Origin of the sequence: Sphingomonas sp. EC-HK361 (genome assembly GCF_902498785.1) — a bacterium.
Classification (GTDB): domain Bacteria; phylum Pseudomonadota; class Alphaproteobacteria; order Sphingomonadales; family Sphingomonadaceae; genus Sphingomonas.
Genome location: NZ_LR701493.1, coordinates 467487 through 489040 on the forward strand (window position 1 = coordinate 467487; position 21554 = coordinate 489040).

At 66.4% G+C, this 21554-nt stretch carries 20 protein-coding genes and 1 other RNA gene; 7 read left to right on the forward strand and 14 right to left on the reverse strand.

Going from position 1 to position 21554, the window contains the following annotated elements:
• Window position 1: 1 nt before the first annotated feature.
• The gene (locus BOS5A_RS03700; protein WP_151953849.1) at window positions 2-1342 is read right to left on the reverse strand and encodes a dicarboxylate/amino acid:cation symporter; all 1341 of its coding nucleotides are present in this window, start codon (window positions 1340-1342) and stop codon (window positions 2-4) included.
• Window positions 1343-1540: 198 nt separating this feature from the next.
• On the opposite strand from BOS5A_RS03700, the gene BOS5A_RS03705 reads away from it, so the two are divergent.
• Entirely contained in the window at window positions 1541-3307 is a 1767-nt protein-coding gene (locus tag BOS5A_RS03705) for a sensor histidine kinase (RefSeq protein ID WP_151953850.1), read from the forward strand.
• The gene (locus BOS5A_RS03710; protein ID WP_151953851.1) at window positions 3304-4632 is read left to right on the forward strand and encodes a sigma-54-dependent transcriptional regulator; all 1329 of its coding nucleotides are present in this window, start codon (window positions 3304-3306) and stop codon (window positions 4630-4632) included. Before BOS5A_RS03705 ends, BOS5A_RS03710 begins: the two co-directional genes overlap by 4 nt.
• Before the next feature lie 25 nt (window positions 4633-4657).
• Here the strand turns inward: BOS5A_RS03710 and BOS5A_RS03715 are convergent, their stop codons facing one another.
• Both BOS5A_RS03715 and murA read right to left on the reverse strand, forming a co-directional pair.
• Window positions 4658-6712: an alkaline phosphatase D family protein gene (locus tag BOS5A_RS03715; protein ID WP_151953852.1), complete on the reverse strand. Its 2055-nt coding sequence runs from the start codon at window positions 6710-6712 to the stop codon at window positions 4658-4660.
• A 106-nt stretch (window positions 6713-6818) separates the two neighbouring features.
• Complete coding sequence (gene murA / locus BOS5A_RS03720; RefSeq protein WP_151953853.1) at window positions 6819-8102, reverse strand: UDP-N-acetylglucosamine 1-carboxyvinyltransferase; 1284 nt, start codon at window positions 8100-8102, stop codon at window positions 6819-6821.
• A gap of 124 nt (window positions 8103-8226) precedes the next feature.
• Between murA and BOS5A_RS03725 the strand changes: the two genes are divergently transcribed.
• Window positions 8227-8961: a Crp/Fnr family transcriptional regulator gene (locus tag BOS5A_RS03725; protein ID WP_151953854.1), complete on the forward strand. Its 735-nt coding sequence runs from the start codon at window positions 8227-8229 to the stop codon at window positions 8959-8961.
• Window positions 8962-8968: 7 nt separating this feature from the next.
• On the opposite strand, the gene clpS is transcribed toward BOS5A_RS03725, so the two are convergent.
• Both clpS and BOS5A_RS03735 read right to left on the reverse strand, forming a co-directional pair.
• On the reverse strand, window positions 8969-9307 hold the full coding sequence (gene clpS / locus BOS5A_RS03730; RefSeq protein ID WP_151954490.1) for an ATP-dependent Clp protease adapter ClpS: 339 nt from the start codon (window positions 9305-9307) through the stop codon (window positions 8969-8971).
• Window positions 9308-9477: 170 nt separating this feature from the next.
• On the reverse strand, window positions 9478-9930 hold the full coding sequence (locus BOS5A_RS03735; protein ID WP_151953855.1) for a phasin family protein: 453 nt from the start codon (window positions 9928-9930) through the stop codon (window positions 9478-9480).
• A gap of 357 nt (window positions 9931-10287) precedes the next feature.
• Here BOS5A_RS03735 and BOS5A_RS03740 point away from each other — a divergent pair, with 357 nt between their 5' ends.
• Genes BOS5A_RS03740 through BOS5A_RS03750 form a run of 3 tightly spaced genes read left to right on the forward strand, consistent with a single transcriptional unit; the run spans window position 10288 to window position 13611 of the window.
• Entirely contained in the window at window positions 10288-10824 is a 537-nt protein-coding gene (locus BOS5A_RS03740; protein ID WP_151953856.1) for a superoxide dismutase family protein, read from the forward strand.
• Between the two features lie 58 nt (window positions 10825-10882).
• A complete protein-coding gene (locus BOS5A_RS03745; RefSeq protein WP_151953857.1) occupies window positions 10883-12316 on the forward strand; it encodes an amidohydrolase in 1434 nt (477 codons plus the stop codon).
• Window positions 12313-13611 (forward strand): amidohydrolase family protein, encoded by a 1299-nt coding sequence (locus tag BOS5A_RS03750; RefSeq protein WP_151953858.1) that lies wholly within the window; start codon window positions 12313-12315, stop codon window positions 13609-13611. The genes BOS5A_RS03745 and BOS5A_RS03750 overlap by 4 nt, the downstream gene beginning before the upstream one ends.
• A 36-nt stretch (window positions 13612-13647) precedes the next feature.
• Here the strand turns inward: BOS5A_RS03750 and BOS5A_RS03755 are convergent, their stop codons facing one another.
• Window positions 13648-14079 carry an RrF2 family transcriptional regulator gene (locus BOS5A_RS03755; protein WP_151953859.1) on the reverse strand — a complete coding sequence of 144 codons (432 nt, stop codon included), beginning with the start codon at window positions 14077-14079 and terminating at the stop codon, window positions 13648-13650.
• Between the two features lie 42 nt (window positions 14080-14121).
• Between BOS5A_RS03755 and ssrA the strand changes: the two genes are divergently transcribed.
• Window positions 14122-14468, forward strand: a transfer-messenger RNA (tmRNA) gene (gene ssrA, locus BOS5A_RS03760).
• Window positions 14469-14677: 209 nt separating this feature from the next.
• On the opposite strand, the gene BOS5A_RS03765 is transcribed toward ssrA, so the two are convergent.
• The 8 genes from BOS5A_RS03765 to rbfA form a co-directional block, all read right to left on the reverse strand.
• Window positions 14678-15820, reverse strand: coding sequence for a serine hydrolase domain-containing protein (locus BOS5A_RS03765; RefSeq protein WP_151953860.1), 1143 nt, complete (start codon window positions 15818-15820; stop codon window positions 14678-14680).
• Window positions 15821-16000: 180 nt separating this feature from the next.
• Window positions 16001-18355: a polyribonucleotide nucleotidyltransferase gene (gene pnp / locus BOS5A_RS03770; protein ID WP_151953861.1), complete on the reverse strand. Its 2355-nt coding sequence runs from the start codon at window positions 18353-18355 to the stop codon at window positions 16001-16003.
• A gap of 188 nt (window positions 18356-18543) precedes the next feature.
• Window positions 18544-18813 (reverse strand): 30S ribosomal protein S15, encoded by a 270-nt coding sequence (rpsO, locus tag BOS5A_RS03775; RefSeq protein ID WP_151953862.1) that lies wholly within the window; start codon window positions 18811-18813, stop codon window positions 18544-18546.
• A gap of 21 nt (window positions 18814-18834) precedes the next feature.
• Entirely contained in the window at window positions 18835-19818 is a 984-nt protein-coding gene (gene truB, locus BOS5A_RS03780) for a tRNA pseudouridine(55) synthase TruB (protein ID WP_151953863.1), read from the reverse strand.
• Between the two features lie 5 nt (window positions 19819-19823).
• On the reverse strand, window positions 19824-20402 hold the full coding sequence (locus tag BOS5A_RS03785) for a thymidine kinase (protein WP_151953864.1): 579 nt from the start codon (window positions 20400-20402) through the stop codon (window positions 19824-19826).
• Window positions 20402-20791 (reverse strand): type II toxin-antitoxin system VapC family toxin, encoded by a 390-nt coding sequence (locus tag BOS5A_RS03790; protein ID WP_151953865.1) that lies wholly within the window; start codon window positions 20789-20791, stop codon window positions 20402-20404. Before BOS5A_RS03790 ends, BOS5A_RS03785 begins: the two co-directional genes overlap by 1 nt.
• Complete coding sequence (locus BOS5A_RS03795; protein WP_234419188.1) at window positions 20772-21113, reverse strand: AbrB/MazE/SpoVT family DNA-binding domain-containing protein; 342 nt, start codon at window positions 21111-21113, stop codon at window positions 20772-20774. The genes BOS5A_RS03790 and BOS5A_RS03795 overlap by 20 nt, the downstream gene beginning before the upstream one ends.
• The gene (rbfA, locus tag BOS5A_RS03800; protein WP_151953866.1) at window positions 21100-21489 is read right to left on the reverse strand and encodes a 30S ribosome-binding factor RbfA; all 390 of its coding nucleotides are present in this window, start codon (window positions 21487-21489) and stop codon (window positions 21100-21102) included. The genes BOS5A_RS03795 and rbfA overlap by 14 nt, the downstream gene beginning before the upstream one ends.
• Window positions 21490-21554 lie beyond the last annotated feature (65 nt).

Here is a 21554-nt window from a genome sequence, read left to right on the forward strand (position 1 = left end):
GTCATTCTCCCTGCATGGTGGTCAGCGGGGCCGTGTCGGCGAAGCGTGCCGCCGGCCCTCTGTGGTGAAGCGTCGCGTCGAGGCGCGCGCGGTCGAGCTTGCCTTCCCAGCGCGCGACGACGATTCCCGCCACCGCATTGCCGATGAAGTTGGTCAGGCTGCGGCATTCGCTCATGAACCGGTCGACGCCGAGGATCAGCGCCATGCCCGCCACAGGGACGGAAGGCACGATCGACAGCGTCGCGGCCAGCGTGATGAATCCCGCGCCTGTCACCCCGGCCGCGCCCTTGGACGAGAGCATAGCGACGCCGAGGAGGAGCAGCTCCTGCCCGAGCGTGAGGTCCACGTTGCAAGCCTGCGCGATGAACAGAGCGGCAAGGGTCATGTAGATGTTGGTGCCGTCGAGGTTGAACGAATAGCCGGTGGGCACGACCAGCCCGACGACCCCGCGGTCGCATCCCGCGGCTTCCAGCTTGACGATCAGATTGGGCAGCGCCGCCTCGGACGAGGAGGTGCCGAGGACGAGCAGCAGCTCGGCCTTGAGATACAGGATGAGGCGGATGATCGAAAAGCCGTGCAGCCGCGCGACCGCGCCCAGCACGACCAGCACGAACAGCAGCGAGGTGAGATAGAAGGTCGCGACGAGTCCGCCGAGGTTGACGAGGCTCCCCGCGCCATATTTGCCCACCGTGAACGCGATCGCACCGAACGCGCCGACCGGGGCGGCGCGCATCAGGATGCCGGTCAGGCGGAACACGATTTTGCCGGTCCGATCGATCAGGTCGAGCACTGGCTGCGCGGGTTCGCCCACCAGGCTGATCGAGATTCCGACCAGGATCGCGACGACCAGCACCTGCAGGATATTGCCCTGGATCAGCGCCGAAACCAGCGTATCGGGGATCATCGCGAGCGCGAAACCGACCAGCGTCGTCTCGTGCGCCTGATGCGCATAGTCGGCGACCGCGCCCGGATCCAGCGTAGCGGGGTCGATGTTCATCCCCGCGCCGGGCTGCACGGTGTTGGCGACGATCAGCCCCACCACCAGCGCGAGCGTGGAGAACAGCAGGAAATAGCCCAGCGCCTTCGCGGCGACGCGCCCGACGGTGCGCAGCTCGCGCATCCCGGCGATGCCGCTGACGAGGGTGAGGAAGATGACCGGCGCGATGACCATCTTCACCAGCTTGATGAAGGCGTCGCCCAGCGGCTTCAGCGCCTCGCCCGCCGCGGGGTAGAAATGGCCGACCAGCGCGCCCGCAACGATCGCCGCGAGCACCTGCACATAGAGGTGATGATAGAATGGCCGGGGCCCGGCGATGGCCGGCTGATCCGCGTCGGGCGTCATGTCCTCTCCCCCGCACCTCTGTCATCCGAGGTTGCGGCTGTTAGCCTAGCCGCCGTCGGGCGATGTTCCAGTCGCTCACCTGGATTCTTGCAAGAGACTGAAAAGTCGTGATTAAGCACCATAATAGCGGCGTGGGATGCGCGGCGCAGGAGCACGGCACGCCTTCCCATCCTCCTAAAAGTGTGTGGTAATCCACACATGTTCGCGTGGCGCCGAATCGTCCTGGTCCTGCTCGCCGCCGCCGCCGTCGGCGCGCTCGCGCTCGCGGGACTGCGCTGGGCCGGGACGCGGGCGGAGCGGGTCGCCGATATCGGCGCCGCATCGATCGCAAGGACGCATGCCGGGCTGCTTGAAAGCGAATTGCAGAAGTTTCGCCTGCTGCCACTCGTCCTGACCGAATATCCCGGTGTCTCGACGGTGCTCGCCGGGGACGACCCGGCGGCGGCAGCCCGGCTCGACCGCACGCTGCAGTCGCTCGCTGGCCGCACCGACGCCGCGGTGCTCTACGTGATCGATCGCAGCGGGCGCACACTGGCGGCGAGCAACTGGCGCTTGCCGAGCAGCTTCGTCGGCCAGAATTACGGCTTTCGCCCCTATTTTCTCGACGCGATGCGCAGCGGGTCTGCAGAGCTTTTTGCGCTCGGCACCGTCAGCGGCCGGCCGGGTCTCTACCTCGCACGGCGGGTGGACCGGGACGGCAAGGCGCTTGGCGTCATCGTGGTCAAGGTGGAGTTCGACACACTGGAGGCGAACTGGGCGCGGTCGAGCGGCATCAGCCTGCTGACCGATCGACACGGGGTGATCCTCATCACCAGCCGTCCGGCCTGGCGCTTTGGCGCGATCCACGCGCTGGACTCCACGACGATCGCCGACGCGCGAAGAACGCTTCAGTTCGGGCCCCGGCCACCCCGTCGTGCACCGGTCACGATCAAGGGCGCGACCGCGACCGTCGATGGCGCGCTGACCGAACGGTTTCGCGCTGCCGCCGTGCCATCGAGCCTGCGGGGCGCCCGGTTGATCCACCTCGCGCCGCTCGCGCCGCCGCTCGCTGCCGCGCGGCTGCAGGTCCTGATCTGGGCGTTGTGCATGCTCATCGTCGCCGGCATCGCGAGCGGCGTCGTGATCCGCGCCGCCGATCGCCGTCGTCTCCACAGGATCGCGCACGAGGCGCTGGAACGCGAGGTCGCGCATCGCACCGCGGAACTGCGCGAGACGAATGCGCGCCTGGTGATCGAATCGGAAGAACGGCTGGCCGCGGACCATCGCTACCGAGCCGCGCGCGAAGAGCTGGCACAGGCCAGCCGGCTGGGATCGCTCGGCCAGATCACTGCGGGCGTGGCGCATGAGATCAACCAGCCGGTTGCGGCCATCCGCGCCTTTGCCGAGAACGGGCAGGCGATGCTCGCCGGGGGCGCAACAGACGATGCGAAGGTCAATCTCGCCCGGATCGTGGCGCTCACCGAACGCGTCGGGGCGATCACCGGCGAACTGCGCGCCTTCGTCCGCCGGCGCAAGGCGGATGTCACCGCGGTGCCGTTCGGTGCGGTGATCGACGGGTTGTTCCTGCTGATGGGCGAGCGCGTGCGCGGCCTCCTGACGCTCGATCTGCCGCCGGCGCTGAAGGCAGCGTGCGTGGTCGGCGACCGCATCCGCCTCGAACAGATATTGGTGAACCTGGTCCAGAACGCACTCGACGCGGCGGGGGACCGCCCCGGCATCGCGATCACCTGTGCGGTGCGCCAGGACGATGCGCATCTGCTCGTCAACGTCAACGACAATGGACCAGGCATCGATCCCGCGGTTCGCGCGACGCTGTTCGATCCGTTCGTCTCCGGGCGCGAAGACGGCCTCGGACTCGGGCTGGCGATCGCGCGGGACATCGCGCGCGGCTTCGGTGGGGAATTGGCGCTGCATGAGGGCCCCGGCGGCGGCGCGTCCTTCCTGTTGACGCTGAAACGCGCATGACGGGCAGCGCATCCCGCCTGGAGATCATCCTGATCGAGGACGATCACGATCTGCGACTGGCGACCGCGCAGTCCTTCGGGCTGGCCGGATTTAACGTTCGCGCCTTTGCCGGGGCCGAGGCTGCGCTCGCGCTGGCCACCCCAAGTTTCGAAGGCGTGGTCGTGTCCGATATCCGCATGCCACGGATGGATGGCTTTCAGCTGCTATCGGCCGTCCGCGCGGTTGATCCTGAGGTGCCCGTGATCCTCATCACCGGCCACGGCGACGTGCCGATGGCGGTCGCGGCGATGAAGGAGGGCGCGTATGATTTTCTCACCAAGCCCTTTTCGGTGGATCACCTGACGCTTGCGGTCTCCCGCGCGCTCGAGCGGCGGCGGTTGGTCATCGAGAACCGCCAGTTGCGCGCCGTGGCCGAGGCGGGTGAAGCGGCTAGCCCGCTGATCGGTAACAGTCGGGCGATCACCCAGTTGCGTGCGCAGATCCAGCGCCTCGCACAGGCCAGTATCGACGTGCTGATCGAAGGCGAGACCGGGACCGGCAAGGAACTCGCCGCGCTCATGCTGCACCGGCAGGGGCCGCGTCGGCAAAAGCCCTTCGTTGCGATCGACTGTCCGACGCTGGACGATGCCACCGCCGCGATCGAATTGTTCGGCCATGCCGCTGACGTCGTCCCGCACACCCGGCTCGCGCGCACCGGGCTCATCGTGGAGGCGAACGGCGGCACGCTGCTGCTCGACGACATCGACGCGCTATCGCCGGACCTGCAGACGAAACTGCTCCGCGTGATCGAAGAACGCGAGGTTCACCCTCTGGGAGCACCGCGCCCCGAAGCCGTGACCATCCGCATCATCGCCACCTCAAAATCCGATCTGCGGGCGAGCGTTGATCGCGATGGCTTTCGCGCCGACCTATATCATCGTCTTGCAACGACCCATTTGCGGCTACCGCCGCTTCGCGAGCGGGAGAGCGATGCGATGATCCTATACGCCATCTTTGTCGAACAGGCGAAGGCGCAGCTCGGACGACCCGATCACGTCATCGGCGATGCCGAGCGGCGCCATGTCCTGGCATATGAATGGCCCGGAAATGTCCGCGAGCTGCGCAACTACGCGTTCGGAACCCTCCTCGGCGACATGGCCGTCTTGCCGGATGACACGGATTTGCGAGGACGTGTCGCGGCATTCGAAAAGCAGCTGATCAGCAACGCGCTCAAAGCGACAAAAGGCAATGTCTCGGCCGCTATCAAAGAACTGAAAATTCCAAGGAAAACCTTTTACGAGAAGGTCGGCAGGCTCTCGATCGATCCTGCATCGTTCCGACCATGACACCGTGTCGCGAGGGACGTGCTCCTCAAACGGAAAGCTCGGGATTCCCCTCGAGCACTCGCTGCTCCAGCTTCGGCGGCACTCCCGGCCGCCACATGTTGGCGCGGTGCGAAACGCGGTATCGCAGGGGGCCGCCGTCGGGTGTTGCAGCGCGCGCGATCGGGCGGGCGATGCAGACGAATTCGGTGTCGATGGAATCCGGTCCGGCGGTAACCACGGCATAGCCGTGACCGGCCATATCGACGAACTCCAGATGTGGCGCGACATCGGGATTGGTGACCGCGCGCGCCTTTGCGATATCGCCGCTCGCCGCATATTCGAGCGCACTGCGCACCCCGCGCTTGATCGTGAGGTTGATCGTATGCTCGGGCGCGGCGCCCGCCGTCTTGCGGACGAAGAGCGGCAGCAGCGGGGACGCCTTCCTATATTCCGCCGCTTCGCCGAGACCGGGCGCCGAGATCGAACCGGTGATGAAGCTGATCCCGACCGGCGCGAATCCTTCGGGCGGCAGTGCCGGCGCGGCATAGCCGGCCCAGAAGCTGTGACGATCGCCCGAGACGGTGACGAACCCCGACACCTTGTGATCGCGGACCAGGTCGTAGATTTCCGCCCGCTCGCTGAACGCGCCGCTGAAGTCGCCGCCGCCGAATGTGCCGAACCCCTTGCCGGGCCACGCCGCCTTGACCAGGCCGGCGGGCAGATTCTGCGGGTCGGTCCGCATGTCGAGCGTCCCGTTGGTCGCGCCCCAGATCTTCCAGGTTGCGGTCGATTCAGTCAGTTGCGCCTTTAGCCATGCCTTCTGCTCGCGTCCGAGCACGGTGTAGGCGGGCTCGTCCTTGCGATAATTAGGGATGGTCCTGTCGCCGATCGCAATGGTCGCGGGTGGCTTGCCGCCGGCATAATCCTTGCCGCCATCGACGATCTCCATCCACTCCTGCGGGATGACCGGGAACTCGCCCGCATCGAGCGCCGCTGCTTCCGGCCGGTCCGTCGGGTCTTCCATCTTGTAGCTGTGAAGGTCGGTCAGGACGAGCTCGACGTGCCGGCCGTATCGAAGCGCGCGATAAGCGGTCATGCTGCCGACCGCGGCGCGGTTATTGGCCTCGGTGCCGAACCCGTGATCGTCGAACGCGTCGATCGGCGCCTTTGACACCGCGGGCGGTCCGAACTGCTCGAAACCCGGCCCCGATGCCTTGCGGACGCGCGACGGGATATACTCCCACCACGCCTGGTTGGCGGCGACACGCAGCGGCTGTGCTGGTTCGACCGTTTCGCCATATTTGATGAAGCTCTGCCAGCCCTGCCACGAGAATTCGTGATTGTCGCCGATACACACGAAGGGAAAGCGGGCCCGTGCGTTCTGGATATCGGGATCGTCGATATGCGCACGATAGACGTGGCGGTAGCCGGCGAGATTCGTCGGCACATGGAAATTGCCGACCTTGCGGGCGTCAGGAATGTGGCCGAGGTCGTAGACGGTGCGCGCGTAGCGATGCGGCACCTCTTCGGGATATTCGACCACTTCGTAGATGAAGTCCCCGAGATGGAGCACGAATCCGAGGTTGCGGTCGACGGGCGCGCGCTCGTCTTCCCAGATCATCCGGCGATAGGCGTTCTGCGCGCCTTCGTTGACGCTGTTGCACGAAACGAACGCGAAGCGGACCGGACGCGGATCGGTGATGCGCGGCGCGGTGATCGTTCGCCCCACCCGGCTGCCCGCGCCGCTATCGTCGGTGAAGCGATACCAGTAGGTCGTTGCCGGCAAGAGTCCGCCGACAAGCACGCGGCATGTCCAGTCAGCGGCCGCCAGCACGGGCGCGTGCGCCTTTGCCACGACGCGGCGGAAATCCGGATCGCGCGCGACCTCCACCGCAAGCTCGTGCCGGTCGCCCGCATCGAACGGTCGCCGGGTCCACAGCACGACACTGTGCTCGTCCGGGTCACCCGACGCGACGCCTTGAGGATACAGCGCGCGATCCTCGTGCGGGTCGAGGCGCGACTCGGCAGCGGCCGATCGCGCAGCCCAGACCGCGAACAGTCCGAGTGACGCGGCGTTGGCCAGAAACTGCCGTCGTTCCATGTCTCACTCCAAGCCCGCTTGGCGTGATGGTCTAGTAACACAGCCGTCAGGTCAAGGAGGCCCGCATGATGGCCTTGTGCCGCGGCGCGCTGGTGACGGTCGCAGCTCAGCCGTCGCTGGCGCGCTCGATATCGGCGCCGACGGCGGACAGTTTTTCCTCCAGCCGCTCATACCCGCGGTCGAGATGGTAGACGCGGGCAACCTGCGTTTCGCCGTCCGCCGCCAGCCCGGCGAGAATGAGACTCATCGAGGCGCGCAGGTCGGTCGCCATGACGGGCGCGCCGACCATGCGGTTCACCCCGCGGACGATCGCGGTGCGACCGCTGACGGTGATATCCGCGCCCATCCGCGCAAGCTCGGGGACGTGCATGTAGCGGTTCTCGAAGATCGTCTCGGTCAGCACCGACGCGCCGTCCGCCTTGCAAAGCATCGCCATGAACTGCGCCTGCATGTCGGTGGCAAAGCCCGGATAGGGTGCGGTGGACAGCGTCAGCGGTTTCAGCGTCGTGTCCGCGGTGACGCGCACGCCGTCCTTCGTTTCCTCGATCGCGACGCCGGCCTCGGCGAGCGCGGTCAGCGTCGCGCGCATGTCGTCGGCATTGGCGCCGACCAGTTCCAGGCTGCCCCCGGTGATCGCGGCGGCGCACGCATAGCTGCCCGCCTCGATCCGGTCGGGCATCACCGCATAGGTCGCGCCGTGCAGGCGGTCGGTGCCCTCGATCTCCAGCGTCTCGGTGCCGATCCCCGCAATTTTTGCCCCCATCGCGACCAGGCAGTCGCACAGATCGACGATCTCGGGTTCGCGCGCCGCGTTCTCGATCCGGCTCGTGCCCTTCGCCAATACGGCCGCCATCACGACATTTTCGGTCGCGCCGACCGACACGATCGGGAAGGTGTATTTGCCGCCGGACAGCCGCCCGCCGGGCGCGGTCGCCTTCACATAGCCCGCCGCCATCTCCAGCTCGGCGCCGATCGCTTCCAGCGCCTTCAGGTGAAGGTCGATCGGGCGGTTGCCGATCGCGCAGCCGCCGGGAAGCGAGACGGTCGCTTCGCCGCCGCGCCCGATCAGCGGCCCCAGGACGAGGATCGATGCGCGCATCTTGCGCACGATGTCGTAGGGCGCCTCGGTCGAGGTCAGCTTCCCCGCGCGGATCGTCATCACCCGGCCGAAATCCTCCGGCCGGGTCCCCTCGATCGCGGTCGAGGCGCCGAGCTGGTTGAGCAGGTGGCCGAACCCGTCGACATCGGCGAGCCGCGGCAGGTTGCGCAGCGTCAGCGGCTCGTCGGTCAGGAGGGCGCAGGGCATGAGTGTCAGCGCCGCGTTCTTTGCGCCCGAGATCGGAAGGCGGCCGGAAAGGCGGTTGCCGCCGCGAATGAGAATACGGTCCATCCGCCGGCTCTAACGCGTCCGTAGCGGGTTGCAAACGACCGGATCGGCACCTGCATTGATCGATTTTAATGCGCGTGCGCAACGATGTGCCCATGGCTGGTAACCATCAGGGGGTTGCGCTTGCGTGTCAGGTAGTTGTTTCGCCGAGCGGCTCGGTGATTTTCTCGCGCTGTCGTCTGCCGAGCATGACGCACTTGCGCGGCTGGAAGAGCGCGAACGCCCGCTGCGGCGCGGCGCAACCCTGATTCGCGAGAACGATCCGCTGGGCGAGCTGTTCATCCTGCGCAAGGGCATGATGATGAGCTATGTGCTGCTGCCCGACGGCAGCCGCCAGATTCTGCGCTTTCTGTTTCCCGGCGACATGATCGCGTCGTCGGCGATGGTGTATCGCGATTCGCCCGAAACCGTGGTGGCGCTGACCGACAGCATCGTCTGCCCGTTCGAGCGCAGCGCGATGGCGACGCTGGTGACCGAACATCCCCGCCTCGCCGCGCTGTTCATGGTCCTTGCCCAGATGGAGCGCGTGGCGCTCACCGACCGGCTGGCGGCGCTCGGCCGGACATCGGCGAAGGCACGCGTCGCGGCGCTGCTCCTCGAGATACGCTACCGCATGCGCCCGACCGATCGGACGAACGGCGACAGCTTCGTGCTGGGGCTGACTCAGGAAGAGATCGGCGACGCGACGGGGCTGACCGCGGTGCATGTCAACCGTATGCTGCGCCAGATCGAGGACGAGGGGCTGATCACGCGTGAGGCCGGGCGGGTGACGGTGCGCAACGAGGCCGGACTGGCGAGCGCTGCCAATTATATCGACCGGTTCACCGGACTCGAACTCGGCTGGCTCCCCGCCGCGCGCTGACCGCGGATCAGGCCTTCTCCAGCGTGCACTGCAGCGGGTGCTGGTTTTCCCGGGCGAAATCCATGACCTGGCCGACCTTGGTTTCGGCGACTTCGTAGGTGAAGACGCCGCACACGCCGACGCCCTTCTGATGGACGTGGAGCATGACTCGCGTCGCCTCTTCCATGTTCATCCGGAAGAATCGCTGCAGGCACAGGACCACGAATTCCATCGGCGTATAGTCGTCGTTGAGCATCAGGACGCGGTACGGCGTCGGCTTCTTCGTGCGCGTGCGCGTGCGGGTCGCAACACCGACACCCGGATCGCGGGTATCGTCGTCGACGCCGTCGTCGCGGCGTTCGGCCATGGTCAGGGGGTCGCACTGCATGATGATTGCCAAAATATGGCATTTGCGCCGGTTCAGGCAAGGGCGTGGGCGCGTGCTGACCACGAAAAAGGGGCGCCGGGCCGAAGCCGCGGCGCCCCTTGGACATTTTCCCGCGAAGGCGACCGAAGTCGTCTGGCGGTGTCGTCGCGTTACGCGGCGACCTTTGCCTTTTCCATCGCGACCGCGACGCGGTTCGAAACCGGCTGCACGATCTCGCCCCACAGCTTCAGATAGTTCTCGGTGAACTTCGACGCTTCGGCGACGACGGCGTCGATCGCCTTGCGCGACGCGTCCGACTGGATCTGGAAGAACTCGGTCGGCGACTTGGCGCCGGCCAGGTCCTTGGCGGTGGCGTTGGCCTTCTCGATCGTCTGGCGACCGTAATCGATGGTGTAGCGCGCGATGTCCTCGGCACCCTTCGCGGCGATCTTGGCCGATTCGACCATCGCCTCGACATTGCCCTTCGACAGATCGTTGAACTCTGCGACCATCTTCTGGCTCTTCTCGACCGCGCCCTTCGCGCGCGCGTTCACGTCGGCGAACATTTCCTTGGCCTGCGCCTGGGTCTTCTCGGCAGTGGCCTTCATCGTGTTGGTGTCCATCGTTGCGTCCTTTACTGGCGGCATGAGAGCCGGAGCCGCCGGAACCGCGGCGGGCGGGGTCGAAGTCTTCGGAGCGGATGATGCAGCAGCCGTTGCCGGCCGCGCCGGGGCGCCGCGCTTGCCGCGCGGGGCCGGGACAGCGGGGGTTTTCGCAATGGCCATCTGACGTCCACCTCGATCTTTGCTGCGGCGCAACATAGTATGGATTCGAGACGGGTTCAAGCGTGATTGTGCGACGCAGCAAAGACTCCGCACGCAGTGTGGCGCTGGAATTGGTCGAGCCATCGGAACCGCTTCCCAGCGTCGTGCGCTGTGCGCTAGCGTGCAGGCACAGCCAACGAACGGGGAGACAATGCAATGCGCTATGCGATGACGATCGGGGCGGCGGCAGCGTTGGTCGCGGTGGCGGCCTGCAGCGAAAAGCGTGTCGATACCGGCATGCCCGTCGCCGGCGCGGCAAAGGCGGTCGCGATGCTGCGCACCGCAGCCGGGGTCGATGTCGGCCGGGCAAGCGCGACCGAGGTTGCGGGCGGGGTGCGCTTCACGATCGATGCGAAGGGCATGCCGCAGGGCAATCACGGCGCCCATATCCACATGACCGGGCGCTGCGACGGTCCCGACTTCACCACGGCGGGCGGGCACTGGAACCCGACGAACATGAAGCATGGCTCGATGAACCCGCAAGGGCCGCATGAGGGCGATTTGCCCAATCTGATGATCGGGGCGGACGGACGCGGCACGCTCGGCGCGACGATCCCGGGCGCGACCATGGCCGGGCTGATGGACGCGGACGGCGCGGCGATCGTCGTCCATGCCGGCCCCGACGACCTGATGACGGATCCCGCCGGCAACAGCGGCGCCCGGATCGCCTGCGGGGTCTTCCAGCCGGGTTGATCGCGCCCGCGCGACTCCCTACGCTCGCCCGAAACAAGCGATCGGGGAGCCGGGGATCATGGGGTCGAGCAGACCGGCGCGTGTGCGCGCCGTCATCGGGGGTGCGCTCACCTTTGCGCTGATGGCGTGTGCTGGCGAGGCGAAGGAACGGCCGAAAGCCGCGTCGGATACCAGCCCACCCGCCGCCGAACGCCGCTACGATCGCGATCCCTTTCCGTCGACCTATCACGCCTATCCCGGCGTCCCGACGCTCTTGCGCGGCGCGACGATCTACGACGGGGAGGGTGGTCGGATCGAGCGCGGCTCGGTGCTCTTCGCGGACGGGAAGATCGTGGCGGTCGGTGCCGATGTGCAGGCGCCGGCGGGTGCGACCGTCATCGACGGCACCGGGCTGTGGGTCACCCCCGGCGTCATCGATATACACAGCCACCTCGGTGATTACCCCTCGCCGGGCATCCGCGCGCTGTCCGATGGCAACGAGGCGACTGCCCCCGCGACCCCGGAAGTGTGGGCGGAACACAGCGTCTGGCCGCAGGACCCCGGCTTTTCACGCGCGCTCGCCAATGGCGGGGTAACCACGCTCCAGATCCTGCCCGGCTCCGCGAACCTCTTCGGCGGGCGCTCGGTCATCCTGAAGAACGTCTATGCCCGCACGGCGCAGGGGATGAAGTTCCCTGGCGCGCCTTATGGCCTCAAGATGGCGTGCGGCGAGAATCCGAAGCGTGTCTATGGCGGCAAGGGCCGCGCGCCCTCGACCCGAATGGGCAATATCGCGGTCGATCGCCAGACCTGGGCGAAGGCGGTCGAGTATCGTCGCAAATGGATGAAATACGAAAAGGACGGCGGCGATCCGCCCGCGCGCGACATCGCTATGGATACGCTGCGCGGCGTGCTCGATGGCGACATCCTCGTCCAGAACCACTGCTACCGCGCCGACGAGATGGCCAACGTCCTCGATATGGCGAAGGAGTTCGGGTACAAGGTCACCGCGTTCCACCACGCGGTCGAGGCGTACAAGATCGCCGATCTGCTGAAGGCCACCGGCACCTGCGCTGCGGTGTGGGCGGACTGGTATGGCTTCAAGATGGAAAGCTATGACGGCGTCGGCGCCAACCTCGCGCTGCTCCAGAAGGCGGGGGCGTGCGCGATGATCCATTCCGACGACGAGAACGGCATCCAGCGGCTCAATCAGGAGGTCGCGAAGGCGCAGGCATCGGGTCGCCGTGTCGGGATCGACATCCCCGATGCGGTCGCGTGGGAATGGTTGTCGATCAATCCGGCGAAAGCGCTGGGCATCGCCGACAAGACGGGCAGCCTCAAGCCCGGCAAGATGGCGGACGTGGTGCTGTGGAACGGCAATCCGCTGAGCGTCTATACGCGGCCGGCCAAGGTCTGGGTCGACGGCGCGCTGCTCTATGATGCGACCGACCCGTCGCGGCGCCCCGTGTCCGATTTCGAGCTTGGCCAGCCCGGGCAGGGAGACGTGAAGTGAAGGCGCTCCTCCTTGGCCTCGCCGCGCTCGTCGCGGTCCCCGCCGCGGCACAGACCATCGCCATTACCGGTGGCACCGTCGCGATCGGCGACGGATCACAGCCGATCGCGAACGGCGTCGTCGTGTTCTGCGATGGCCGCATCGTCGCGGCGGGGCCTAACGTGCCGGTTCCCGCCGGCGCGACGATCGTCGATGCTCGTGGCAAATGGGTCGCGGCCGGCATCGTCGCCGGCTTCACCAACCTTGGCCTCGTCGATGCCGAGGGGATCGAGGAATCGAACGACGTCAGCGCGAGCGGCTCGCCGTTCGCCGCCGGCATCGACGTATCGACCGCGATCAATCCCGATGGCGTGGAGATCGGCAACGAACGCGCCGGCGGCGTCACCCGTGCGCTCGTCGCGCCGGGAACGGCGGGGTCGATCTTTGCGGGACGCGGCGCAGTGATCGATCTCGGCGCTGACGTCGATCCAGTCACGCGCGCGCGGGCGTTCCAGTATGTCGAGCTGGGCGAAGAGGGCGCGCGCCGCGCCGGCGGCAGCCGCCCGGCCGCCTATGCGATGCTGCGCGATGCGTTCGCGCAGGCGCAGGACTATCGGCGCAGTCCGACGGGGTTCGGCGGGCGCGAGAAGGATTCGCTGCTGAAGCGCGCCGATGCGCAGGCGCTGCTCGACGTGCTCGACGGCAAGACGCCGCTGCTCGTCCATGTCGAGCGCGCGGCCGATATCCGCATGGTCCTGTCGCTGCGCCGCGATTATCCCGCGATCAGGCTTGTTCTCGTCGGCGCCACCGAAGGCTGGATGGTCGCGCAGGAGATCGCGACGGCGCGGGTGCCGGTGATCGCCGCGGCGCTCGCCGACCTGCCGTTCAGCTTCGAATCGCTGGCCGCGACCGAAACCAATGTCGGGCGGCTGACCCGGGCGGGAGTTTCGGTCGGAATCTCGACGGTCGATATCAACACGGCACCGGGCGAGCATGTCCTCGCGCAATATGCCGGCAATCTGGTCGCGATCGGCAAGGTGCCGCGCGGCATCGGGCTCGATTGGGGGCAGGCGTTTGCGACGATCACCTCGAAGCCAGCCGCGGCGCTGGGCATGGACGGGGAGATCGGGTCGCTGCGTACGGGGCGCCGCGCCGATGTGGTAATCTGGGACGGCGACCCGCTTGAGCTCTCGTCAGCGCCGGAGCAGGTCTTCATCGACGGCCGTGCGCAGCCGATGGAGTCGCGGCAGAAGCTGTTGCAGCGGCGCTATGCGGTCCCGACCGAGGGTGCACTGCCGAAAGCGTATGATCGATAGGCAGACCCCGGAACAGGTCCGGAGTGATGGCAAGCCTCAAGCCGCCGCCAGATCCTCGCTCGTCGCATCCTCAAGGCTTGTCCCGTCCAGAATCCGCGCGGTTTCGTCGCGCACGCGCATCATCGCGTGGCGGATCGCGCACGTCGCCTCATCCTTGCAGTCGGCGCAGCGGCGATAGGCGGTGCGGCTGACGCAGGGCACGAGCGCCAGCGGCCCCTCGATCACGCGGACGATTTCGCCCAGTGAGATGAGGTGGGTTGGGCGCGACAGGCAATATCCGCCCATCTTGCCGCGGTGACTGTGGAGCAGCCCGGCATCGCGCAGATCGGCGAGGATCAGCTCCAGGAACTTGCGCGGGACGCTTGCCGCCGCCGCGATCCGGTTCATCGGGATGGGCGGCGATCCGGCGGGCGCCTCGGCCAGGAAGAGCATCGCGCGGAGCGCGTAACGGGAACGCTGCGTCAACATGATGGTCCCCTTATGGCCCTGCTTTGTGGCGAGCGAAAGGCGCCCTTTGCGTTTATTGCGCGCAAGGCCTATATCGGTCGGGCAAGGGGCTTCGGCCCTGGCTATGGCGATAAACGGCGGCGTATAATAGACGCAGCGGACCCGGGGGCAGTACCCGGCGGCTCCACCAAAGACCCTCGGCGACGGGGGCCTCTGACGGGGCCGAACCAGGATCGACGTGTGTTGAACGGCGCTGCCTTTTGCTCGGAATGGGACCACCGTGACGGCCCATACACAAGTGCCAACGATAACGAAGCACTCGCGATTGCGGCGTAACTGAGGGCCTCACGGCCTAAGGTTACTCCAAGATAGCGCGGTCGGACCCCACCGGGCAACAGAAGGGGATTCCAGCGGCCGCCGGGGGGGCCGGGCAACAGAACCCCCCGGACTTCCTCCGAAAAAGCGCGGAGCACCGGGCAACGGAAGCTCCCCACTTCTCTTAAGTCGACGCTCTTGATTTGCTCCGTTTGTGCTGAGCGAAGTCGAAGCACGCTCCGTGGCGTGTGCCCTTCGACTGCGCTCGGGGCGAACGCAGGTTGGGGGAGCTAGGGCTGATACTCTAACGGTTTCGAGCCAGCCGCTCTTCCTCGCGACTAAAGGCAGACCTGCCCTTGCTGCCATCGGGCACGGCGGTCGCGAAGAAGGCGACGCCGCGGCCTTTTGCGCGGTCGATCCACAGCCCCGATCGCACCGCATAAGCTTCCCCCGCATGGCCGACCCATGTCGCGTCGTCGCCGAACAGATCATCGGCGCAGCCGTTCGCGGGGGTCGGCAGCGTCTGTGTGGCGAGGCCGTAGCGGCAATAGAAGCCGTGTGACGTGTCGCCATTGGTGCCGTCATACGTCCAGACGGGCGTCGTCAGTGTCGCCATCGATGCCGGTGAGAGGAAGCCGTCACCGTTCTTGAGGAACACCCTTCCGATCCGCGCCAGATCGCGCATCGAGGCGCGCACCCCGCCCTGCGGACTGAAGATCGCGCCGTTGTCGCCGAGCCGGTAGCTCGCCAGATCGCACCCGCCCGACGTGTTGACCGGGCAGGGCGGGGGTTGCCCGTGCAAGTCGTCTAGCGCGACTTCACCGGTCGCGCGGTAGAGGACGACATGGCGCGCGATCTTGGCTGGGCTGCATCCCGACCAGTTGAAGCACGCATCAAGCCCGAGCGGCTGGAAGACAATTCGGGTCATCAGCCGATCGAACCGCTCGCCCGTCGCCTTTTCCAGCACGCCTGCGATCACCGGAAAATTGAGGTTGGTGTAGGCGAACCAGGTGCCCGGCGCGTGGCGCTGGTCCCAGGCGCGGGGATCGGCGAGCACGTCCTTGAGCGATTTGCCGAGCGGGATGACGTAATCGGCACCGTCGGCCAGGCTCGATCGGTGCGATAGCAGCAGCCTGAGCGTGATCGGCGTGTCGGGAAAGGCCGGGTTACGCAGTCGGTAACCGAGCCAGTCCGACACGTCGCGATCGAGGGTGATCTTGCCTGCCTCGACCAGCCGCATGACGCCGAGCGCGGTCACGAGCTTCGATATGCTGGCGAGGCGGACGGGGGCGTCGGCGTTGACGCGGCGCTTCGTCGTGCGGTCGGCCAGACCGCGTGCGGTGACGCTTGTCACTCCGGTCGCATCGAAGCCGACGCGGACTTCGGCGGGGCGTGTCGCGCAGCCGGAGAGCAGGAGCGCGAACGCGGCGAGGGCGGTGCGGATCATGCGATCGAGCATAAGCGGGCGCCCGCCGCGCACAAGAAAAAGGGCCCGGTTTCCCGAGCCCCTTGGCAATCTCCCAATTCCGTTTGTGCTGAGCCTGTCGAAGCAGTGTTCTACCGCTATCCGAAAGAAGAACGGCACTTCGACAAGCTCAGTGCGAACGGATTTGGGTTTATTCCGATCCTAGTCGCGGTCGCCCGTCAGGAAGGCTGGCGCGAACTCCGGCGCGGGGCCCCGATCGTCATTGGCGTCGTTGCCGCCTTCCGAACGCTCGCGGCGCGGACCGCGATCCGAGCGCTCGCCGCCTTCGCGACGCGGGCCACGATCGCCGTCACGGCGCGGGCCGCGGCCACCGCCATCACGACCGCTGCCATCACGACGCGGACCACGATCACCGCGCGGGCCGCGATCGCCACCCTCGCGCGGCGGACGCGTGTCCTCCAGCTCGGCGCCGGTGTCCTGATCGACGACGCGCATCGACAGGCGCACCTTGCCGCGCTGGTCGATCTCGAGGACCTTGACCTTCACTTCCTGGCCCTCGGACAGGACGTCGGAAACCTTCTCGACCCGCTCGTTCTTGATCTCCGAGACGTGGACGAGCCCGTCCTTGCCGCCCATGAAGTTCACGAACGCGCCGAAATCGACGAGATTGACGACCTTGCCGTCATAGATCTTGCCGACTTCCGCTTCCTCGACGAGCCCCTTGATCCACTTGACCGCCGCTTCGATCTGCGACGGATCGCTCGACGAGACCTTGATGACCCCCTCGTCGTCGATATCGACCTTGGCACCGGTCGTCGCGACGATTTCGCGGATGACCTTGCCGCCGGTGCCGATGACTTCGCGGATCTTCGACTTGTCGATCGAGAAGGTCTCGATGCGCGGTGCGTGCGCCGACAGCTCTTCACGCGTGTGGTCGAGCGCCTTGGCCATCTCGCCCAGGATGTGCGCGCGGCCTTCCTTCGCCTGATCGAGCGCGGTCTTCATGATCTCCTCGGTGATGCCGGCGATCTTGATGTCCATCTGCATCGTCGTGATGCCTTCGGACGTGCCCGCAACCTTGAAGTCCATGTCGCCGAGGTGATCCTCGTCGCCGAGGATGTCGGAAAGGACCGCAAAGTCCTTGCCCTCGAGGATCAGGCCCATCGCGATGCCCGAAACCGGACGCTTCAGCGGCACGCCCGCGTCCATCATCGACAGCGACCCGCCGCACACCGTCGCCATCGACGACGAACCGTTCGACTCGGTGATGTCGGAGAGAACGCGGATCGTGTAGGGAAACTCCTCCTTCGATGGCAGCACCGGGTGCAGCGCGCGCCAGGCGAGCTTGCCGTGGCCGACTTCGCGACGCCCCGGCGCACCGAAGCGGCCGACTTCACCGACCGAATAGGGCGGGAAGTTATAGTGCAGCATGAAATGCTCGTAGGAGAGGCCGGTCAGCCCGTCGATCATCTGCTCGCTGTCGCGCGTGCCGAGCGTCGTCGTGCAGATCGACTGCGTCTCGCCGCGGGTGAACAGCGCCGAGCCGTGTGCGCGCGGCAGGAAGTGCACCATCGCCTCGATCGGACGGATCTGCGTGGTGGTGCGGCCGTCGATGCGGGTGCCGTCCTTCAGGATGGCGCCGCGGACGATTTCCGCCTCCAGCTTCTTCATCAGCTTGCCCGCGGCCATCTGGTCCTGCGGGGTGGCCTCGGCGAACGCTGCCTTGCCCTTGGCGCGCGCCTCGTTGAGCAGGCCCGAACGCTTGGACTTGTCGGTCACCTTGTAGGCAGCCGCGATGTCCTTGCCGACCAGCTTCTTCAGCTTGTCCTTGGCAGCCGAAAGGTCGGCCTGCGGAGCCATTTCCCACGGGTCCTTGGCGGCCTGCTCGGCCAGATCGATGATCGCGTTGCACGCCGCGCGGCAGGCGTTGTGGGCGAACTGGACCGCGCCCAGCATGACCTCTTCGGAAAGCTCCTTGGCTTCGGATTCGACCATCATCACCGCGTTGCCGGTCGCGGCGACGACCAGGTCGAGATCGCCGTCCTTCGCCTGCTCGGTCGTCGGGTTCAGGATGTACTCGCCATCGACGTAGCCGACGCGCGCAGCCCCGATCGGGCCCATGAACGGCACGCCCGAAATGGTCAGCGCCGCCGAGGCCGCGACCATCGCGAGAATGTCCGGCTCGTTCTCGCCGTCATAGCTCAGCACCTGGGCGATGACGTTGATCTCGTTGTAGAAGCCTTCCGGGAAAAGCGGGCGGATCGGACGGTCGATGAGACGGCTGGTCAGCGTTTCCTTTTCGGTCGCGCCGCGCTCACGCTTGAAGAAGCCGCCGGGGATGCGGCCGCTGGCGGAGAACTTTTCCTGATAATGGACGGTGAGCGGGAAGAAATCCTGCCCTTCCTTGACCGAGCGTGCAGCGGTGACGGCGCACAGCACGACGGTTTCGCCGAGCGTCGCGAGCACTGCGCCATCGGCCTGGCGGGCAACGCGGCCCGTTTCGAGGGTGAGGGTCTTTCCGCCCCACTCGATGCTTACCTTCTTGGTATCGAACATGTTTTTTCCTTTACGCCACGCGCCCGATGCGCGTGGGGCCTATGAGTGAGCCAGTATCGGCTCCTGCCAGAGCACCGAATTGTGGTCTGGCGTTGCATGTGCTCCCGCGAAGGCGGGAGCCCAGTCTGGACCCCGGCCTTCGCCGGGGTACATGATGCGAAAAGGGCGACCCGCAGGCCGCCCCCGAATTATTTCCGAAGACCGAGCTTCGCGATGAGGGCGAGATACCGATCCCCGTCCTTGTGGCGGAGATAGTCGAGCAGCGAGCGCCGCTTGTTGACCATCATCAGCAGCCCGCGGCGCGAATGGTTGTCCTTCTTGTGACCCTTGAAATGCTCGGTCAGATTCTTGATCCGCTCGGTCAGGATCGCGACCTGGACTTCGGGAGACCCGGTGTCGCCCTCGGCGCGCGCATGATCCTTGATGACTGCCTGGCGGCGTTCTGCGGTAATCGTCATATCGTGTCCTTCGACATCGTCTTACAGGTTGAAGCCGCGGACGACGCGGGCGTTGCCGCCCTCCACCTCGACCAGCGCGACCGGAACGTCGTCCAGCATCGCAAAGGCAAGGCCATCGTCTGTGGCGATCCCGGCCAGCACACGCCCCTGTCGGAGCGCTCCTGCCTGGTCGGGGGTGAGGGGGAAAGCCGGGATGTCGTCCAGCCCCGCCCTCAATGGCAGAAGTATCTGTTCAAGGGTGCGCGCCTTAGCGTGTTCGTCCAGTTTGTCCAGCGATATCGCCGAATCGAACCCGAACGCCCCGGCCCTGGTGCGGCGAAGCATGGTGACATGTCCCACCGTGCCGAGCGCCAGCGCGATGTCGCGCGCGAGGCTGCGGATATAGGTCCCCTTGGAGACATGCGCGGTAAGGGTGATTTCCTCTAGTTCCTCCCCGGCACGGGGAGGGAGACCAGCCGCAGGCTGGTGGTGGGGTATCCCGCTATCGATAGGGGGACACCCCTCCGTCGCGCTTTGCGCGCCACCTCCCCTTCCAGGGGAGGAGCAGAGACTATGTATCGTCACGCTGCGCGTCGCGAGCATGACCTCTTCACCCGCCCGTGCGAGATCATACGCCCGCGCGCCATCTACCTTCAGCGCCGAATAGGCCGGCGGCACCTGTTCGATCGAACCGGTGAAGCGCGGGAGAACCGCTTCCAGCGCTCGCATAGAGGGCCGAACATCACTCGTCGCGATCACCGCGCCCTCGGCATCCAGCGTATCGGTCTGCTCTCCGAAGCGAATGGTGAAATCATAGACCTTGTCGCTATCGAGCATCCGCCCCGCGAGCTTCGTCGCCTCGCCGATCGCGATCGGGAGGACACCGGTCGCCAGCGGATCGAGCGTCCCGCCATGGCCGACCTTCCACTTGCCATATCCGCCCTGCCGCAGCGCGCGCTTCACCGCGCTCACGCCCTGCGTCGAGGCAAGCCCCAGCGGCTTGTCTAGGATGATCCAGCCGTGCACGCGCGTCAGCCGTTCAGTGCTTCGACGAAATGGCGGCGACACAACGCAACGTAGCGGTCGTTGCCGCCGATCTCGGTCTGCGCGCCCTTGGCGATCGGGCGGCCGGTGCCGTCGACGCGCAGGTTCATCGTCGCCTTGCGCCCGCACTGGCACACCGACTTGATCTCGATCAGCGCGTCGCCGAGCGCAAGCAGCCGTGCCGAGCCGGGAAAGAGCTGTCCCTGGAAATCGGTGCGCAGGCCGTAAGCGAGCACCGGAATGCCCCCGCTATCGGCGATCGCCGCCAGCTGGTCGACCTGCGCCTCGCTCAGGAACTGCGCCTCGTCCACGAGCACGCACGCAAGCGATGTGTCGGCATGGCGCGCGGCGACCGCGGCGGCGATATCGGTCGCGGCGTCGAACATCGTCGCCGGCGCCGACAGCCCGATCCGCGACGCGATCGTCCCGCTTTCGAACCGGTCGTCGATCGCTGCGGTGAACAGCATCGTCGCCATGCCGCGCTCACGGTAATTGAAATCGGCCTGGAGCAGGTTGGTCGATTTCCCGGCGTTCATCGAGGCGTAGTAGAAATAGAGCTTGGCCATCAGTCGAGCGTCTCGACCGGCACCGGCGCGCCCGGGCCGGCATCGCCCACCACCGCACGATCGAATGTCGCGAAGCCGACCGTCGACGTCGAGGACGCGAGATGGATCATGTCCGCGATATCCGCTCCGGCTGCGTAGCGCGACAGCACCCATCGCATAAGAGGCGCGTCGGCCACAGTGACTGAGGGCAGGTCGATGATCCCAGCCAGTGTGTCAGCCACGACCTCGCGTGACTGGCGATATCGCGATTGCAGAAGCCAAGAGAGTTCGAGCAGGACGGTAGCCGGGACGAATACGCCTGCGGCTATCGTTGCGGCTGCTAACTCCGACTGCTTTTTGTCATCGTTGAGAAGATATCGCGCGAGAACATTAGTGTCGATCGCGCGCATGGTCACTCCGTCCTGCCGAGTCTGCCCAAGCTTCGCGAATCGTGAGATTCATCTCTTCGATCGAAACAGGCGGCCCATCGTATTTGATGCGGGCACGGATACTGTCCGTGATCTCTTCGAACGACCGGCCACTTTTTTGGGTCACCGGCCGCAGCAGGACGCCCCCCGCCGTTTGGGTGACATCCAGCGCTTGGCCGGGCTTCAGCCCAAGAGCATCGCGAACATCCTTGGGGATGACGACCTGGCCTTTCGCCGAAATAGTGGTCCGTGCGTTCATGTCGGTAAGATACGTCTTACCCAGTTTGCGGTCAATCACCGTCACCGAGGTCCCGCGCGACCTGCGGCGCGCGTAGCAGCGTGTCGATGTGGCTGCCCTCGTCGAAGCTCTCGTCCGCCAGGAACTTCAGCTTCGCGGCATATTTCATCTTCACGCGGTGCGCGACTTCACGCTGAAGATAGGCGGTGTTGGTCCTGAGCGCCTTCAATACCGCCTCCTCGTCCCGCCCGAGCAGCGGCTTTACGAAGACGGTGGCGTGGCGCAGATCGGGCGACATGCGCACTTCGGTGACGCTCACCATATGGCTGGCCAGCACCGGGTCGTGCACGTCGCCGCGCTGGAGGATCTCGGACAGGATGTGACGCACCTGCTCGCCGACGCGCAGCGTGCGGACCGATTTTTCGGGTTGTTCGGTTTTCATGTTCCCTCTCCCGGCGGGAGAGGGAGGGGCCCGCTCGGCATAGCCGAGTGGGAGGGTGAGGGCAG